General features: G+C 64.9%; 17 protein-coding genes. 12 read left to right on the top strand and 5 right to left on the bottom strand.

Annotated features, from left to right (window positions below):
• The first annotated feature begins 107 nt into the window (after nt 1-107).
• From BPHY_RS31850 to BPHY_RS31865, 4 genes are all read left to right on the top strand, one after another.
• On the top strand, nt 108-692 hold the full coding sequence (locus tag BPHY_RS31850) for an efflux RND transporter periplasmic adaptor subunit (RefSeq protein WP_012405589.1): 585 nt from the start codon (nt 108-110) through the stop codon (nt 690-692).
• Entirely contained in the window at nt 679-1,323 is a 645-nt protein-coding gene (locus BPHY_RS31855) for a helix-turn-helix domain-containing protein (RefSeq protein ID WP_012405590.1), read from the top strand. Before BPHY_RS31850 ends, BPHY_RS31855 begins: the two co-directional genes overlap by 14 nt.
• 273 nt (nt 1,324-1,596) lie before the next feature.
• On the top strand, nt 1,597-2,652 hold the full coding sequence (locus BPHY_RS31860) for a hypothetical protein (protein WP_012405591.1): 1,056 nt from the start codon (nt 1,597-1,599) through the stop codon (nt 2,650-2,652).
• 78 nt (nt 2,653-2,730) lie between these two features.
• On the top strand, nt 2,731-3,027 hold the full coding sequence (locus tag BPHY_RS31865) for a hypothetical protein (RefSeq protein ID WP_012405592.1): 297 nt from the start codon (nt 2,731-2,733) through the stop codon (nt 3,025-3,027).
• Nucleotides 3,028-3,159: 132 nt separating this feature from the next.
• Here the strand turns inward: BPHY_RS31865 and BPHY_RS31870 are convergent, their stop codons facing one another.
• Nucleotides 3,160-3,687 (bottom strand): GNAT family N-acetyltransferase, encoded by a 528-nt coding sequence (locus tag BPHY_RS31870; RefSeq protein ID WP_012405593.1) that lies wholly within the window; start codon nt 3,685-3,687, stop codon nt 3,160-3,162.
• Nucleotides 3,688-3,723: 36 nt separating this feature from the next.
• On the opposite strand from BPHY_RS31870, the gene BPHY_RS31875 reads away from it, so the two are divergent.
• The 3 genes from BPHY_RS31875 to BPHY_RS31885 all read left to right on the top strand — a co-directional run bounded on the left by BPHY_RS31875 (nt 3,724) and on the right by BPHY_RS31885 (nt 6,072).
• Nucleotides 3,724-4,293, top strand: coding sequence for a helix-turn-helix domain-containing protein (locus BPHY_RS31875; RefSeq protein WP_012405594.1), 570 nt, complete (start codon nt 3,724-3,726; stop codon nt 4,291-4,293).
• Nucleotides 4,294-4,432: 139 nt separating this feature from the next.
• Nucleotides 4,433-4,804, top strand: a complete 372-nt coding sequence (locus BPHY_RS31880) for a YciI family protein (RefSeq protein WP_012405595.1) — start codon at nt 4,433-4,435, stop codon at nt 4,802-4,804.
• Nucleotides 4,801-6,072 (top strand): RNA polymerase sigma factor, encoded by a 1,272-nt coding sequence (locus tag BPHY_RS31885; protein ID WP_012405596.1) that lies wholly within the window; start codon nt 4,801-4,803, stop codon nt 6,070-6,072. Before BPHY_RS31880 ends, BPHY_RS31885 begins: the two co-directional genes overlap by 4 nt.
• A 22-nt stretch (nt 6,073-6,094) precedes the next feature.
• On the opposite strand, the gene BPHY_RS31890 is transcribed toward BPHY_RS31885, so the two are convergent.
• Nucleotides 6,095-6,886, bottom strand: a complete 792-nt coding sequence (locus BPHY_RS31890; protein WP_012405597.1) for a PhzF family phenazine biosynthesis protein — start codon at nt 6,884-6,886, stop codon at nt 6,095-6,097.
• A 594-nt stretch (nt 6,887-7,480) separates the two neighbouring features.
• On the opposite strand from BPHY_RS31890, the gene BPHY_RS31900 reads away from it, so the two are divergent.
• Nucleotides 7,481-7,981, top strand: a complete 501-nt coding sequence (locus tag BPHY_RS31900) for an Ohr family peroxiredoxin (protein WP_012405598.1) — start codon at nt 7,481-7,483, stop codon at nt 7,979-7,981.
• A 95-nt stretch (nt 7,982-8,076) separates the two neighbouring features.
• On the opposite strand, the gene BPHY_RS31905 is transcribed toward BPHY_RS31900, so the two are convergent.
• Both BPHY_RS31905 and BPHY_RS31910 read right to left on the bottom strand, forming a co-directional pair.
• A complete protein-coding gene (locus BPHY_RS31905) occupies nt 8,077-8,910 on the bottom strand; it encodes a shikimate dehydrogenase family protein (protein ID WP_012405599.1) in 834 nt (277 codons plus the stop codon).
• A 38-nt stretch (nt 8,911-8,948) separates the two neighbouring features.
• Nucleotides 8,949-10,334, bottom strand: a complete 1,386-nt coding sequence (locus tag BPHY_RS31910; RefSeq protein ID WP_012405600.1) for an MFS transporter — start codon at nt 10,332-10,334, stop codon at nt 8,949-8,951.
• A gap of 316 nt (nt 10,335-10,650) precedes the next feature.
• Here BPHY_RS31910 and ppnP point away from each other — a divergent pair, with 316 nt between their 5' ends.
• Nucleotides 10,651-10,971 (top strand): pyrimidine/purine nucleoside phosphorylase, encoded by a 321-nt coding sequence (gene ppnP / locus BPHY_RS31915; protein ID WP_012405601.1) that lies wholly within the window; start codon nt 10,651-10,653, stop codon nt 10,969-10,971.
• A 26-nt stretch (nt 10,972-10,997) separates the two neighbouring features.
• On the opposite strand, the gene BPHY_RS31920 is transcribed toward ppnP, so the two are convergent.
• The gene (locus BPHY_RS31920; RefSeq protein WP_012405602.1) at nt 10,998-12,524 is read right to left on the bottom strand and encodes a sensor domain-containing diguanylate cyclase; all 1,527 of its coding nucleotides are present in this window, start codon (nt 12,522-12,524) and stop codon (nt 10,998-11,000) included.
• A gap of 248 nt (nt 12,525-12,772) precedes the next feature.
• Here BPHY_RS31920 and BPHY_RS31930 point away from each other — a divergent pair, with 248 nt between their 5' ends.
• The 3 genes from BPHY_RS31930 (at nt 12,773) to BPHY_RS31940 (ending at nt 15,895) form a co-directional block, all read left to right on the top strand.
• Nucleotides 12,773-13,663 (top strand): LysR family transcriptional regulator, encoded by an 891-nt coding sequence (locus tag BPHY_RS31930; protein ID WP_012405603.1) that lies wholly within the window; start codon nt 12,773-12,775, stop codon nt 13,661-13,663.
• Nucleotides 13,664-13,949: 286 nt separating this feature from the next.
• Complete coding sequence (locus BPHY_RS31935) at nt 13,950-15,134, top strand: CaiB/BaiF CoA transferase family protein (RefSeq protein WP_012405604.1); 1,185 nt, start codon at nt 13,950-13,952, stop codon at nt 15,132-15,134.
• A complete protein-coding gene (locus BPHY_RS31940) occupies nt 15,131-15,895 on the top strand; it encodes an enoyl-CoA hydratase (protein WP_012405605.1) in 765 nt (254 codons plus the stop codon). Before BPHY_RS31935 ends, BPHY_RS31940 begins: the two co-directional genes overlap by 4 nt.
• Nucleotides 15,896-15,918: the final 23 nt, after the last annotated feature.

A 15,918-nucleotide genomic window follows, 5' to 3' on the forward strand; every position in this document is an offset into this window, starting at 1 on the left:
CGGGCCGTCGCGCCGGGGCGTTCATGCTCTCTTCGATCGGCGACGCGTCCGGCCGCCCGTGCCCGACCGTACGGGCCGCCGCGAAAGGAGAGTCAAGGAGGCGATAGGTGGCGAACGACACCGGCAACGATCCTGTGCGAGATGCGAAGGCGCAGTTCGACAAAGCGTTCAGGCGGCTCGAAGCGGCCCAGGTACGTCTGCAGACGCTGGCCGCCAGACCGCACGCCGATGAAGCGGCGCTGCGTTCGGCACGGTTTGCCTATGACGAGGCCCGGCTATTCTGGCTGAGCAGCGAAGCCGCCTTGCGCAGCGCGGCCATCGCCGACAGCTATCGACACTGCATGAACAGGCTGGTCGTGGTGCTGGAAGGCGACTCGCACGTAGCGGAGTCGATCGCGCTTCTGTTGCGCCTGCGGGGTTTCAGGGCGAAGGTCATGTCTCATCATTCATGGGACGAAGAAAGATCGATCGAACCGCCTTCCGCCGTGATCGCCGATTTCGGACGCAAGCCGGGACGGGCGGACACGCAGGTCATCAGCCGGCTCAAAGTCACGCCGTCAACGCGCATGATCGCCATGGTCCCGCCCGCGCTGCTGTCCGACGACTGGAACGGCTTCGACACGGTGCTGGCGAAGCCCGCTTCGATCGACACCATCATCCAGCAGGGAATTCTCGGCAATGGCCACGAATAAAACGATTCCGCCGCACTTCCAGCCGGACGGCCCTGCGCATAAGACGTACTTCTACATCAACAACCCGCACGCCCGCCAGTTCCCCGAGCAGGAACTGATCGACCTCGATCGTGCCGGTTACACCGTCGTGCTCAATCGCGTCGCGGTGGACAACGTGCCGCCTTTCGTGCCGGCAGCGGACCGCATGGAACTGAAAGCGCTGCTGCGCCGGATCGCCCCGGAGGACGCGCTGGTCGTACTGGAGCTGTCGTCGCTTGGCTGCAATGCGCGCGACGTGCTATGGACGCTCATGCAGTGCCGCAAGGCAAAGATTGCCGTGCGGTGCGTCGAGCTCGGCGGCGCCGAACTCACCCGGCGTCCGGAGCCGCAGGCCGTCAAGACGCTGCGGGCGATCATCCGGATGGAGACGACAGCACGCAGCGAGCGGAGCGCCAGCAGCCTGAAATCGGCGCGGGAAAAGGGACGTCCGACGGGCAGACCGGCTTCGCTATCGCCCGCGGATCACGAGCGCATCCTCCGCTTTCTCGGCAAAGGCCTGTCCGTCAGCGAAGTGGCGCGCCGTTTCGGCACATCGCGTCAGACGGTGATGCGCGTGCGGGCCGCGGCCGCCCTTCAACCCAAGGACAGCTGACGCGCCCACGCTGTTCAACCCCGTTCGCGCTTTGTACGGTGCGCTGTGGAATGCATCGGGCGCCGGTTAGGCGCGCTCGCGATGCAAGCGAGCTTTGTGCCCCGACCAACATACGAAGCCGCCTTCATGCCGAAGAATGCGTTTGGGCGCGCGGCGACCCAGAATCGATAGAACGGACAGCGCCGCGCAACGCGCCAGAAGGATCGCGTCCAACTGGTTGCCAATGAGAAGAACGCAGGGTGCTGACTTGTCGGCGGGATGGGGAGACCGAATATGGGCATCATTCGCAAACGTCTTGCGACGTCGCGAGAGCCATCGAGCGCGACGCAAGACGACGCGCCCACAAACGGCGATCCCGCACGGCCGCTCGATGAATGCGCTCCGTCCACGCCTCTCGCGTCCGGTCCGTCCGTGAAGCGATCGAAGCGCGCGAATGACATCACGCGCCCCCTTGTGATCGTGCGCGTGCGGTCGAGGCCGAGACAGCTCGCGCCGCCAATCGACAAAACGGGCGCGCCGGACTGGAGCCTGAGCGCGGGCGTGGCGATCGTCCTGTTCGGCTTCGCCATCGCATTCGGTACGTATGTGACGCTGACCGCACGGGAAGCCGCTCAGACGCAATTGCGCCGCTTTGCAAAGCACGAAGAGCCGCGCCCGGCCGCCCAGCCGGCGCAACGGGAACTCGTCTTGCCGGCGATCCCCGCCGCGCAAATAGCAGAAGTGCCGAGCCGTGCAGCCGAGATTCCCGCGGCCAGCAAAACAGCGACGATCGATACACAACCCAGTCATACCCCGAGCGCGCCCAGCGTTGCCGTTGCGCGCAACAAGCCGCCCGACACGGGAAGATCCCCCACCGATGCATCGACGGTTGCGCCCGCGAAACCAGCAACGAAGCGGAACGATCCCCCAGCGACGCCGGCGTTGGCGCACCAGGCGCCGCGAAGCACGGATGAACAGGCGAGCACGGGCACGAGCACCCGCACGGGCACGGGCACGGGCACGGGCACGGGCACGAGCGCAATGCGCGCACACGCTGCATCGCCCGCGCCAAAGACGAATCGCGCAAGCCCAACGACGGCGGGCCTCCCGTTGGCTTCGGCGCAGGGATCGCCCCCGCTGCACAACGAACGTACGGTTCATGAACCGGCAATCACGCGCCCGCTGGCGAGAACGGCAGCCGCTACGACGGCGCCGCGAGACAACGTGCCCAACGTATCGGAGACGCCCGCCATCCCAGCCGCGGCGGCGCCAGCCCAGCCTCATGGACAAACGGAAATCACCGCCTCGTTGCAGTCCACGGTCAACCGGGAGCTTTTTCGCCGGCACTGACACTGAGACGCACTGTCAAGCCATGCTATTTTTCGCCCCTATGATTGCAGCGACTGCAAGACTGGAGATGAACGCGAAATGACCGCAGATTGCATCGACTACGATGCGCTGACCCTGACGATGGAAAAGCGGATTGCCGCTCATGTGAAAGCCGCCAGAAAGCAGCGCTCGAGACTTGAAGACAAGGAACGCGTGTTCTTCACGGCAGCCGCGAACGAGGCGCTGTTCGTATGGATGCAGCTCGCAAGCAGGATGAACTCCGTCCTCTATTGCGCCGATAAGGTGCGCCTCACACGCATGGTCGAGGAGATCGGGACGCAGACCTCGCCGGTCGCGCATGAGCGCTTCCCTGTCGAGACGTTGACGCTCGCCTGAGCCGACATCCGTCAGCGGATGGCCAGCCGGCGCGAGTATTGGAAAGCGTTGACGGTGGTGGTGGATGCCTTGCGCAGCAACGCGTAAGCGCAGCGACGCGTAAGCGCAGCGCAGCGACCGGCCCCGGCGAGATCATCGCGTGCTGGCGGCGTCCGGCGTAGGACGGTCGTCGAGCTTCAACTGCATGAAGGCCAGATCGAGCCACGTGCCGAACTTCATGCCGACTTCCTTCAGATGTCCCACGTGCTCGAACCCGAGCTGCTCGTGCAGACGGATCGAATTCGCGTTGTTCGCTTCGATGCCCGCCACCATCACGTGTTTGCCGATCGACTGCGCCCTGCCGATTAGCGCCTGCATCAGCGAGCGCCCCAGGCCCTTGCCCCGCTGATCGCCGCGCACGTACACGGAATGTTCGACGGTGTGACGGTAGCCGTCGAACGCGCGCCAGTCGCCGAACGATGCGTAGCCGAGCACCGCGCCCTGATCGTCGACGGCGACGAGCACGGGATAGCCGGCCTTCTGCCGGTCGGCCAGCCATGCGGTGCGATTCGCGTGATCGACGACCTGGTCGTTCCAGATCGCGGTGGTGTGCGCAACGGCGTCGTTGTAGATTGCCGTGATACCTTCGATGTGCTCCGGACCTGCATCGCGAATTTGCATTGGCTGACTCCTCGTTCGTCCACTATAGTGTAACGAATGAATACGATAATAGACAATGTCGATCAGCGCATCGGCGCCCGAATTCGTGCTGAGCGGGAGGGCCGTGGCTGGTCGCTGACCAGTCTCGCAGAAAAATCCGGTGTATCGCGGGCGATGGTGCATAAAGTCGAGCGCGGCGAAAGCAGCCCCACTGCGTCGCTGCTGGCGAAGCTCGCCGGGGCCTTCGGCATGAGCATGTCGGCGCTGCTGGCGCTCGCCGAACTCGAAGACGGACGCCTGCTGCGGCGGGCCGAACAGCCGCTTTGGGTCGATCCGCAAAGCGGCTATGTGCGGCGCCATGTTTCGCCGAAATCGGCGTCGCCGCTGAATCTGGTCGAGATCGATCTGCCGCCGTCGACGGAAATTCCGATGCCGGCATCCGCATATCTGCACTCACAGCAGTTGATCTGGGTGCTGGACGGCGAGCTCGTGTTTATCGAAGGCGGAGAACGGCACCAACTGGGCGCAGGCGACTGCCTGGAACTCGGCCCGCCGAGCGACTGCGTCTTCAAGAATGAAAGTTCGCGGGCGTGCAAGTACGCTGTCGTCCTCGTCCGGAGCGCGTGAACCTGCGGATCGCGAGTCGCCCGGCTGCGCCGTCCGCGATTTTTTTTCGACGCACCTGTCCGTCAGCGTGCGGCCCGCGCGTCATTGTGATGGCGGCCCCGATGTAATTGCCCGCCCCAACCTCATGACGGAGGCTCATATGCAATATCTGTTGATGATCTATTCGGAAGAAACCCGCTGGAACCAGATGACGGATAGCGAGCGGCAGCAAGGCGTCGCGGCGTATCACGCGTATACGGAATCGTTGAGCAAGGCGGGCGCGCTGGTGGGCGCGAACCGGCTGCAGCACTCGAACACGGCCACCACGGTGCGCCTCGTGGATACCAAGCCGCAGGTGCTCGACGGGCCGTTCTCCGATTCGAAGGAGCAGCTCGCCGGCTATTACCTGATCGATGTGCCGAATCTGGACGCGGCGATCGCGTGGGCGGCGCGCTGTCCCGGCGCGGCTCACGGCGCAATGGAAGTGCGGCCCGTCTGGACCGCCCCTTACGACGCGCCGTCTGCGACATGATTCGGTCCGGCGGCGACGGCCTTGACGGTGATGCCGCCGCGCGGGCCGTCGCCGAGGCGGTTGCGCGCCGCAGCTACGGCAAGCTTGTCGCGCTGCTGGCGATGCGCACGCGCGACATCGCCGCAGCGGAAGACGCGCTCGCCGACGCATTTGCGGCCGCGCTCGCCGACTGGCCGACGCACGGCTGTCCCGCGAATCCCGAAGCGTGGCTGATGACGGTAGCGCGCCGCCGGGCGATCGACGGCGCGCGCCATCGACGCGCCGGCGACAAGGTGACAAACCAGCTCGCGATTCTCATCGACGAGATCGACGAACATGAAGCGGGCGCGCTACCCGACGGGCGGCTCGCGCTGCTGTTCGCGTGCACGCACCCTGCCCTCGATCCCGCGATCCGCACGCCGCTGATGCTGCAAGTCGTGCTGGGACTCGATGCGAAGACGATTGCGTCGGCGTTCCTGATGTCGCCCACTGCGATGAGCAAGCGCCTCGTGCGGGCGAAGAACAAGATTCGCGAAGCGGGCATTCCGTTCAGCGTGCCCGAGCGCGAAGATTGGCCGGGCCGGCTCGACGCCGTGCTCGAAGCCGTCTATGCCGCGTATGCGGAAGGCTGGACGGATCCCGTCGGCGGCGATACCGAGCGGCGTGCTCTGACGGGGGAAGCGCTGTTTCTCGCGCACCTGCTCGTCGAGCTGCTGCCCGACGAACCTGAGGCGCTCGGCCTGCTCGCGTTGATGCTGTTTGCCCACGCGCGTTGCGACGCACGGCGCGATGCGGCGGGCGAGTATGTGCCGCTGTCGGCCCAGGACCCGGCGACATGGAACGCGCCGATGATCGATGCCGCCGACACGTTGCTGCGGCACGCGAACGGTCTTCACGCCATCGGGCGCTTTCAGATCGAGGCCGCGCTACAGTCGGCGCACGTGGATCGCTGCCGCACCCGTCGTCCGAATTGGGACGAAGTCGTGCAGCTATACGATGCGCTGCTTTCGCTTGCGGCGTCGCCCGTGGTCGCCGTGAATCGCGCGCTCGCGCTGGCGGAGCGCGACGGCGCGCAGGCGGCCCTCGATGCGCTCGCGCCCTATGCGGACGATCCGCGGCTGGCCGATTACCAGCCGTACTGGGCGGCGCGCGCCGATCTGCTCGCGCGAGCCGGTGCGACGGCGCAAGCGCTCGGCGCGTACGATCTCGCGATCGGCCTCGAACGCGACCCCGCCGTCCGGCGTTTTTTGCAGCGCAAGCGGATGGAGCTGTCGCCCGTCGGCGGATGATCTTGCGCGGCGGAGAAACAGATCAGCCCGCGTGCCTGACGGCTCGTCCGCCGATCTGCACCGCCCCGTCCCGATAACGCGTCAGCAGCGTGCACGGCTGGCCGAGCGCGTCGCCTTGCAGCAGCGTGATGCTTCGCCCGAGCGACAACGCGAGCGCGCCCGCCGCCACGCCTGTCGCTGCATCTTCGAACCGCGGCTCCAGATGATTGAAATTGCGGCCTGCGTAGACGCTGTCATCGATGCGGCAATACGCATACATGCCCGATACACCGTGCTTGCGGCTCCAGTTGGCGATGCCCGCGAGATCCGGGCGCAGCCCAGCCAGCGCGACGGGATCAGCCACCTCCGCCAGCAGCTTCGCGCTGCCCACCGATGCAAGTCGAGGCACGCCTTTCAGTCCAGCCGCCTCGACACGTAGCAATTGCGCCGTTTCGGCGATATCGATGGCCAATGCAGGACAAGGCTGTGCGTTCACGCCTATGAAGATGCTTTCTTCTATGCGCTCGACCTCCAGCGTCTGCCGATGCATGCTCGTGACACAGCGGAGTCGTGCAGCGTCGGGATGGCGTTCGAAGAACACCGCGCTCGCCGCAAGCGTCGCGTGCAGGCAAAGCGGGCTGCGGGCATGCGGATAGTAAAAGTCAAGTTGCATGTCGCCGGCGGCGTTTGCGTCGACGAATACCGTCGCGCTTGCGTCCTGCTGCCTGGCGAACGTCAGCCGTTCCCGTTCAGTCAGCGCCGACTCGTCGACAACGAGCGCAGCGTTGCCACTATCGTCTTGGCGGCCAAAGCAAAGCAGGCGATGAGTTTTCATAGTCGGTCGTATCGCAGTCGGTTCGCAGATGGCGTGGATTATCCCGCACTCTATCGGGAAGCCCTTCTATTCAACAGCACGAACCGGGCGCGACCGCTGCGACGCCTTGCAAGAAGCGCGGCATGCACGATCCGGCGCTGCCATGCCGGACTGGCGCGCCGCGTGTACGATAGAACGCGTCGACCGATCGATTGCAGGAGGCGCCATGAACGCGGTTTGTCCACTGCACGGGCCAACGACCGTCGTCCGCACGAACGCATACGGCTTTCCGGTGTATGCATGCTGCTGCAATGACGTAGCGGATCCGGCGCCGCCGGACGCATGTACGCGGGCGCCGACACAACGCGGTGCCGAACGGCAGCCGCAGCCCCAGGATCGCAAGACGAAAAAGGAATGACACCCAGCAACGGTAACGCCTCGCGCGATTGGCGCTCATCGGGCAACACCGTGATTCCCTGCATGACGCTACCCGTCGCGTTTCGGGTCGCCTAGCATCGAAACGGGCGCCCTGCTGACGCAGTCCGCCTTCGTCACACCGGCTTCGAGTCGTCGCGTGCAAATCGCGACGTTCGTCGCCATGTCCGAGAAGGTTCCATGAGCAACAAGAAGCTGGAAGCGCCCCCGCTTCCCCAACTCGACCGATATCGTGGCCGCGACTTCGCGCCGTTGTACACGACCACCGTCACCGTTTCGGGCGGGACGACGGGACATGGCCGCGCGTCAGGCGTCGCGCGCTCGGACGACGGCAACCTCGATCTGGTACTGCGCCTGCCCGAAGAGCTCGGCGGTTGCGGCGACGGGACCAATCCCGAGCAGCTGTTCGCCGCAGGCTTTGCGGGCTGCTTCCACGGCGCATTGAACCTGCTTGGCAAACGCATCGGCATCGAACTCGACGATATGGCCGTCGACGTGCAGGTCGCGTTCGGACGCGATCCGATGGACGGCGGTTACGCACTCGCCATCGATGTGCGCGTACGGGTTCCAGGTGTCGAACGAGCGGTAGTGGAAGAACTCGTGCGCAACGCCGAGCGCCTGTGCCCATACGCGAAGATGGCGAGGCAAGGGACCGTGAACATCGTTGCCGTCGTCGATTGACGCGGCCGTCAACGCAAGCGGCAAGCAGTGCATCTCGCGCGATCGTTTCGTGCGCAGACACACTGCTTGCCGCCATCAAGCGTGAAGAAAAAGACTCAGTATGCGATCGTCGAAGCGCTGCGCAGTTCTTCCGGCGTCGCAGTGCCGAAGCCGAAGAACTCCAGGTACGCGGGAATCATTTCGAACAGCATGTCGGTGCCGACCTGCACTTCGCAGCCCTTTTCGCGCGCGGCGCGCAGGAATGGCGTGTACTCCGACTTCATCACGACCTCGCCGACGAAGCATTCCGGCGAAATTCGCGCGACGTCGAACGGCAGCGGATCGCCGTCTTTCATGCCGAGCGGCGTTGCATTCACCACGACGTCGTAGCCGTGCGGATCGTTCGAGCCCGTGCGCACCGTCAGTGCCGGATAGTTGTCGCGCAGCCGCTGCGCGAGCCCTTCGGCGGAATCCGCACGCGTGTCGAACAGCGCCAGTTCTCCAACTTCGGCCGCCGCCAGCGATGCCGCGATCGCCGAACCCACACCACCCGAACCCGACACCAGCACGCGCGCGCCTTTCAGTTGCCGCCCCTTGCGAAGCACGCCGCGCACGAAACCGGCGCCGTCGAACTGATCGCCCAAAAGCGTACCGTCGGCTCGCCTGAGCACCGCGTTGCAGGCACCCGCGATGCGCACGGCGGGCGTGACTTCATCGACCAGCCCGACCGTCGTCACCTTGTGCGGCATCGTGATGAGCGCCCCACGCAGATTGGTGAAGCGGAAGATCGACTTGAAGCTCTGCTCGTAGTCTTCCGCCTTGACGCCCATCGGCACGACGACGGCATCGATACCCTTCTGCTCGAACCACGGGTTGTAGATCATCGGCGACTTGAAGCTCTCGGTCGGAAAACCGATGTGCGCGATGAGAGTGGTTTTTCCAGAAATCATGGTCAGGGGTGCTCTCTCAAACGACTGGTCAGGTTGGTTCAGTGGGCGAATCCGTCAGCCCGCAGGCGGTCGTATTCGCTCTTTTCGACCGGCTTCGCGTCGGGCTGGCCCAGATCGTTCATATGGACACGATAGGTTTCGCGCGCGCTGAATGCAGCCAGCGAGGCGATCACGGTGACGGCGAATGCGAGGGCGCCGACGGTCAACCAGATGTTCGCCGCTCCCGGGGGCGCCACGGCCGTGAAGAGGGCGGGCAGCATCGCGGTGATCGCCGTGCCGACGTTCTGTGCAATCGCCATTGCCGAAACGCGGGTGCGGGTCGGGAACAGTTCCGGGTAGAAGCTGGGGAAGACCGCGTTATAGCCCTGATACACCACGCCCCACATCAGCAGCGACATCACGAACGCGAACGGCACGTTGTGGATGCTGATCGCGTACAGGTAAGCGAACGCGAGCAGGCCAGCCAGCAGCGAACCGACGATCATCGGCGGCTTGCGGCCGATCTTGTCCGACAGGTTGCCGACGTACGGAATCACGATCACGGCGACAATGTTGCCGACCACGGGGATCCACAGGTACACGTCTTTCGCGAAACCGATGCCGTAGGCGGGTTGCACGGCATAGGCCGCACCGAAGATCGTCGCGACGACAGGGATCACGTTCATCAGCGACATGCATACCACGCGCAGCATGTTCGGCCAACTGTACTTGAACGCGTCGACCACGGGCGAACGAGGACGCGTCTCGCGCTTGCCTTCTTCCTTGAACGCGGGCGTCTCGTCTACCTTGCGGCGAATGATCCAGCCCGCGATGATCACGACGAAGCTCAACAGGAACGGAATGCGCCAGCCCCAGGTGTTGAACTGATCTGCGGGCATGTAATGCGCGAGTGGCAGGAACACGGCTGCGGCGAGAATCTGCCCGGCCTGCACGCCCTGCAGCGTAAAGCTCGAGTAGAAGCCGCGACGGCCGAACGGTGCGTGCTCCAGAATCATCGAACTTGCGCCCGAGATTTCGCCTGCCACCGCAAAGCCTTGCACGAGGCGCAGGATCACGAGCAGCACGGGAGCGAGCACTCCGACCTGCTCGTAGGTGGGCAGCAGGCCGACGCCTATCGTCGAAAAACCCATCATGAACATGCACCACAGCAGCACGTTCTTGCGGCCGTGCGTGTCGCCGAGGTGACCCAGCACGAACGCGCCGATCGGCCGCGCCACGTAGCCCACGCCGTACGTCGCCAGCGATGCGACGATCGCCGTCGTCGCGTTGCCCTTCGCGAAGAAAATCTGCGGAAAGATCAGCGCCGAAGCGGTCGCGTAGATGAAGAAGTCGTAGTATTCGAGCGCCGATCCAATCCAGCCGCTGGCGGCGGCCTTCTTCGACTGATGCTTACCGTGTGGCTCGTGAGCCGGGACTGCGGTCATGGTTGTCTCCTAGCTTTGTAGGCTGGCGACGTCCAGATGTCACCAGATGGACCGCAGAGTAGCGCCCCGCGGCCCTGATACACAAGCGAACGATACACCAGTTCGTTCGATCATCGCGCACAAATGCGCGATGATCGAACGCTCTGAGGGTTTGTCCGGGTTCGGAGCGAGGGCTGGCCAGAGCAAGGCGAAGGGCATATGCCCGGCGTGCCGCAGTCGAATGCACGTCACCGGCATTGGTATGATGGCGGGCTCGCGCCGTCGCATTCGCATGGCGCCGCCGGATCCATTCACAACGACCCAGAGGGACATCGCCATGACGGCCGCAACGCAATTCGACCAGGTTTCCGTAGTGAAGAAAGCCAACGTCTACTTCGACGGCAAGTGCGTCTCGCACACGGTTCTCTTCGCTGACGGCACGCGCAAGACGCTCGGCGTGATCCTGCCCGGCACGCTCAACTTCGGCACCGACGCACCGGAACTGATGGAAGTGCAGGCTGGCAAGTGCCGCATCCGCCTCGAAGGCAGCGACGAGTGGAAGACCTATGCCGCCGGCGAATCGTTTTCGGTGCCCGGCAAGAGCCGCTTCGATATCGACGTGGTCGAAACGCTCGACTACGTCTGCAGCTATCTGTAACGGCGCGATCAAGCCGTTGCCGGCCGCTAGGCGTTCGCCACGCGATACGTGCCCCGGCCAGCCTGCTTCGCGCTGTACAACGCCTGATCCGCGCGCCGGATCAGGCCGTCGACGGAGTCGTCGTTCGCCGCGAGCGCAATGCCGACGCTCGTGCCGATGCTCACCGCCTCGCCCGTCGACAGGTGATACGGCAGCGCGATGTCGCGGATCACGCGCTGCGCGAGCGCAACGACGGACGGCAGCGTCGTGTGATCCGCGATAATCGCAAACTCGTCGCCGCCCAGCCGCGCGACCAGTTCGCCGGGACGCAGCACGCGCGAGAGCCGCGCGGCGACCGTCTCCAGCACTTCATCCCCCGCGCAATGGCCGAGCCGGTCGTTGACCTGCTTGAAGCCGTCCAGATCCAGATACATCATCGCGACGGATCCGCCCTGCGGCCGCGCCCGCACGCTCAGGATCTGTTCGAGCCGGTCGCGCAATTCCCGGCGATTCGGCAGCCCCGTCAACGAGTCGTGACTTGCGAGGTGCAGGATCTTCGCCTCCGTCTGCCGCCGTTGCGTGACGTCCTCGATGATGATGACGGCGCTGCCGTCGGGCACCGGGTTGCGGGTCAACTCGAGCTGGCGGCCATCCTCGAGTTCGAGATCCATCGGGTCGAGCGGGCCATGCCCGTCGCCAAGCCATGCATTGCACTGCTCGACGAGCCGCTTGTGCAAGGTTTCGCCGAACTGCGCGATGCCCACATGGCCGATGAATTCGGGCAGCGGCACATTCAGCTTCAACCGCTCGACAGTCGCGCCAAACAGCTCGGCCGTGCGGCGGTTCGCAATGACCACGTTGCCCGCGCCGTCGACGGTGCACAGGCCATGCGGCATGTGGGCGAGCGCCGCATCGAAGCGCGCGGCGAGTTCGGCGTGCCGCTGCTCGGCAGTCATCAGCGCAACGAGCCCCTGGTAATGGCGTCGCACGACCGAGACCATCGCGGCGTTGTAGGCGATGAGGGGCGGCACGAGAATCCATGCGCCGCTTTGCGGCGCAAGCAGCGCGCCGATACCGATGGGCATCGTGCCGAGCAGGATCTGCGCGATAGCGAGCCGCGGCAGCGCCGCGTTGCGTGACGCGATGCCGCCGAGTATGCCCGCTGCGACCATGATCGAGAGCGTCGCCAGCTCCTTGTCCGGCGACAGAAAGCAGGCCGCCGTGCCGAGACCGAGCAGCAGGCATGCGCAGAGACCCACGGGCGCATAGCGGGCCGCCCACGGGCCGGGATGGACCGCGCAGACGCGGCTGCGAGCCACGTAAGTGCGGACGATGCCGAGCCGCGTGGCGAGCACGGCCATATCGGCGATCAGCCAGAGCACTGCCCACGTCTGATGCAGCCGGACGCACGCGACGATCGCCACAAACACGCTCGAGATGCCTGACAGGAACAGCGGCCACGCGTTGTCGAACAGCGCCGATAGCAGCGCGGCCCGCACCGACGGGCTGACCACGGCCTTCCCGGGCGTGGGCGTTGCGAGCAGTGAAGCGAAGATGGAGGCTTTCTCAGACATGGCTCAGCCGTGGTCGGGATGGTGTACTCCGGCTCATCGGGGGCAACCTTTGTTCTTTGGGCTAACGGCCTGAAACTGGCGAGGATTGAGTCAGGTAAACACGGATTGCGCTTGCGCTGCCGGTGGACGACGCGCCAAGCCACGCATAATGCCGCAATTTCGTCCGTTCGTGCTGACAAGAGGAAGGCGGCACGTGCAAAATTTGCAGCGCGCGCAAGCGCCGCAGAACGCTGGGGACCAAAACCACTGTGAGACTCGATACAACCACTGTCCGGCTGGTACTCGCCATCGTCGAGGAAGGCAGCATTTCGCGCGCCGCCGACAAGCTCGGCCTCGCCGTGGCCGCCGCGTCGCGCCGTGTATCCGATCTCGAAGAGCAGCTCGGCGCGAAGCTGTTCCGGCGCGTGCCGCACGGCGTCGAAATCACCGAATCGGGCGACAAGCTGCTGCGCCATCTCCGGCAGATCGACACGCTCGTCGACCGGCTGACGGGCGACGCGCAGGCGCTCGTTCAAGGGCTCGAAGGACGCATCATCATCGGCGCGCCCAAGGCCGTCATCATCGAGTTTCTCGCGCAGGACATCGCGGACATCCAGCGGCAGTATCCCAGCATTGCGCTGAAGGTCATCGAGGAAAACAGCAAGATCATCCAGCAGTTGCTGCGCGACAAGGTGATCGATATCGGCATCTACGAGAAAAAGAGCGGGTTTCTCGACCTGCCGCAGCTCGCCTACCGCCAGGACCGTCTCGTGCTGGTCTACAGCCCGTCGCATTTTCACTTTCCCAGCGAGCCCGTTGCACTGGACGATCTGCTCGGCAGGCCCCTCGTCAGTCTCGGCAAGGGCTCGGCGATTCTTTCCGCCGTGCAGCGCGCGTATCGCAGCCGCGGGCGGCAGTTCAGCAACGACTTCTCCGTCAACGGCTTCGACACGATGCTCGCGTTCGTGCGGCATGGCCTCGGTGTCGGTCTGATGCCGCCCGCTGTGCTGAAAAGCTTTCGCCCCGACGCGACGCTCGCCTGCGCCAAACTGCAAGGCGACTGGCACGAGCGCAGCTATGTGCTGTCGTGCGTCGAAGGGCATGCGCAGGCGCAGACGCTGCAGAACGTCGTGGCCGCGCTGACGGGTGCGCCGCGTTAATGGCGCCCCTTTCGCGATTTGCGAATCCAGCCATGACCGTTACGTCCTTGCCCCCGTCTCGCAGGTGAGGGAGAGTGGTGCCAACAACGCACACATGGAGACGGCATGACAACGACTCTTCTTTCGACGCGCGGCTAGTTCGGCTTCATTGACCTGCGCCGCATCCGCGCAGCGTTCGACCGCTGCGCCCGCCTTCTCGCATCGCCCTCGACATCAACCAGCCGCGGCTGCCGACGCCGTTCGCGCCGCGGCCGGCGCACGCCCTTATCTTTCCGGAGACGCATCCATGTCGCAAGCCGACGAAACCACTCAATCGCGGCCCTTGCCGCTGCAAGGCATCCGTGTACTCGATGTCAGCCAGGTGATGGCGGGGCCATTCGCCTGCATGCTGCTCGCCGACCTGGGCGCCGACGTGATCAAGGTCGAGCCGCCCGAAGGCGACCAGACGCGCGGCGCGATGGGCTTCAAGATGAAGGGGCCGGACAGCATGGGCTTCCTGAACATGAACCGCAACAAGCGTTCCGTGGCGCTCGACCTCAAAACCGACGAAGGCCGCGAGTTCTTCTACAAGCTTTCGAAAACGGCGGACGTGATCGTCGAAAACTACCGGCCGGGCGTCGTGCAGCGGCTGCGCATCGACTACGACACGATCCGCGAAATCAATCCGAAGATCGTCTACGCGAGCATCTCCGGGTTCGGCCAGAGCGGGCCGTGGGCGTCGCGCCCCGGCTTCGATCTGATGGCGCAGGCGATGTCGGGCGTAATGAGCGTCACGGGCTACAAAGGCGGCAAGCCCGTGAAAGCGGGCGTGCCCGTGGCCGATATCGGCTGTGCGCTGTTTGCCGTGTACGGGCTGCTGTCCGCGTACATCGGCGCGCAGAAGACGGGCCAGGGGCAGCACATCGACGCGTCGCTGTTCGATTCGGCGATGGCGTTCTCGATCTGGGACATGTCCGACTACTGGGGCACGGGTGTGCCGCCGGCGCCGCTCGGCACGAGCAACAAGATGAGCGCGCCCTATCAGGCCGTGAAGGCGCGCGACGGCTACTTCGTGATGGGCGCGACCAACCAGAAGCTGTGGACGAAGCTGTGCGAACTGATCGAGCGGCCCGATCTGCTGCGGCACCCCGAATACGAAAACGTGTCGCTACGCCTGAAGAATCGCGAGGCGCTGATCGAAACGCTGGAGCAGTCGTTCGCGAAGCGCGACTGTGAGGACTGGATCGACACGATGCTCGCGGCGGGCATTCCCGCCGGACCGATTCTCTCGTATCCCGAGGCGTTCGGCAGCGAGCATGCGCAGCAGCGCGGTATGTGCATGGAGATCGAGCATCCCATCGAAGGCACGGTGAAGAACATCGGTTTTCCCGTCAAGTTGCTCGGCACACCGCAGCAGGTGCGGCGCCATCCGCCGCTGCTCGGCGAGCACAACGACGAACTCTATGCCGAGATCAACGGGACGCAGCCATGAACGGGCACGTCACATTGAAGATGGTCGACACAGCGACGGCGGAGATTCTGATCGACCGTCCCGAGCGTCACAACGCGATGACGTTACCCATGTACGAAGCGCTGCTCGCGCTGATCGATCAATGTCAGCGCGATACGCTCGTGCGCTGCATTCTGCTTCGCGGCGCGGGCGGCAAGTCGTTCGTGTCGGGCACCGACATCGGCTACTTCAGCGACTTCCGTGACGGACGCCAGGGCGTCGCATATGAAGCGCTCGTCGAACGCGTGATCGATGCCGTCGAGCGCATTGCCGTGCCGACCGTCGCGGTGATAGACGGTTGGGCCGTGGGCGGCGGCCTCGCCCTTGCCACAGCATGCGACTTCCGCATCTGCAGCGATGCGTCGAAATTCGGCGCACCGATTGCGAAGACGCTATCGAACACGCTGTCGTCGCGCAACCTCGCACGGCTGCATGCGGCGTTCGGCGTGCCGCGCGTCAAGAAGATGCTGCTGCTTGCCGATTTCCTTTCCGCCGACGAGGCGCTGGCGTGCGGCTACGTCTACGAGGTCTGCGCGAAAGATGCGCTCGACGCCGCCGCGCGCACGCTCGCGCAACGGCTCGGCGCGCTGTCGCAGGTCACACAGCATGCCGTGAAGGAAAGCCTGCGCCGGCTCGTCGTCGAACAACGTCTCGACGACACGGACCTGATCGAATCCGTCTATGGCAGCAGCGCATTCCATGATGGCGTGGCCGCATTCACGACGGGCTCGGCGCGGCGCTGAACACGCACGCCGGCCGACAACAC

This window comes from Paraburkholderia phymatum STM815, from assembly GCF_000020045.1.
Taxonomy (GTDB): Bacteria; Pseudomonadota; Gammaproteobacteria; order Burkholderiales; family Burkholderiaceae; genus Paraburkholderia; species Paraburkholderia phymatum.

Coding starts and splice junctions, on each gene's coding strand:
- BPHY_RS31875 (WP_012405594.1), top strand. CDS start 3,724: ATGAATACGATAATAGACAATGTCGATCAGCGCATCGGCGCCCGAATT.
- BPHY_RS31935 (WP_012405604.1), top strand. CDS start 13,950: ATGTCGCAAGCCGACGAAACCACTCAATCGCGGCCCTTGCCGCTGCAA.
- BPHY_RS31910 (WP_012405600.1), bottom strand. CDS start 10,334: ATGACCGCAGTCCCGGCTCACGAGCCACACGGTAAGCATCAGTCGAAG.
- BPHY_RS31905 (WP_012405599.1), bottom strand. CDS start 8,910: ATGATTTCTGGAAAAACCACTCTCATCGCGCACATCGGTTTTCCGACC.
- BPHY_RS31885 (WP_012405596.1), top strand. CDS start 4,801: ATGATTCGGTCCGGCGGCGACGGCCTTGACGGTGATGCCGCCGCGCGG.
- BPHY_RS31865 (WP_012405592.1), top strand. CDS start 2,731: ATGACCGCAGATTGCATCGACTACGATGCGCTGACCCTGACGATGGAA.
- BPHY_RS31860 (WP_012405591.1), top strand. CDS start 1,597: ATGGGCATCATTCGCAAACGTCTTGCGACGTCGCGAGAGCCATCGAGC.
- BPHY_RS31880 (WP_012405595.1), top strand. CDS start 4,433: ATGCAATATCTGTTGATGATCTATTCGGAAGAAACCCGCTGGAACCAG.
- BPHY_RS31900 (WP_012405598.1), top strand. CDS start 7,481: ATGAGCAACAAGAAGCTGGAAGCGCCCCCGCTTCCCCAACTCGACCGA.
- BPHY_RS31920 (WP_012405602.1), bottom strand. CDS start 12,524: ATGTCTGAGAAAGCCTCCATCTTCGCTTCACTGCTCGCAACGCCCACG.
- BPHY_RS31855 (WP_012405590.1), top strand. CDS start 679: ATGGCCACGAATAAAACGATTCCGCCGCACTTCCAGCCGGACGGCCCT.
- BPHY_RS31870 (WP_012405593.1), bottom strand. CDS start 3,687: ATGCAAATTCGCGATGCAGGTCCGGAGCACATCGAAGGTATCACGGCA.
- ppnP (WP_012405601.1), top strand. CDS start 10,651: ATGACGGCCGCAACGCAATTCGACCAGGTTTCCGTAGTGAAGAAAGCC.
- BPHY_RS31890 (WP_012405597.1), bottom strand. CDS start 6,886: ATGAAAACTCATCGCCTGCTTTGCTTTGGCCGCCAAGACGATAGTGGC.
- BPHY_RS31940 (WP_012405605.1), top strand. CDS start 15,131: ATGAACGGGCACGTCACATTGAAGATGGTCGACACAGCGACGGCGGAG.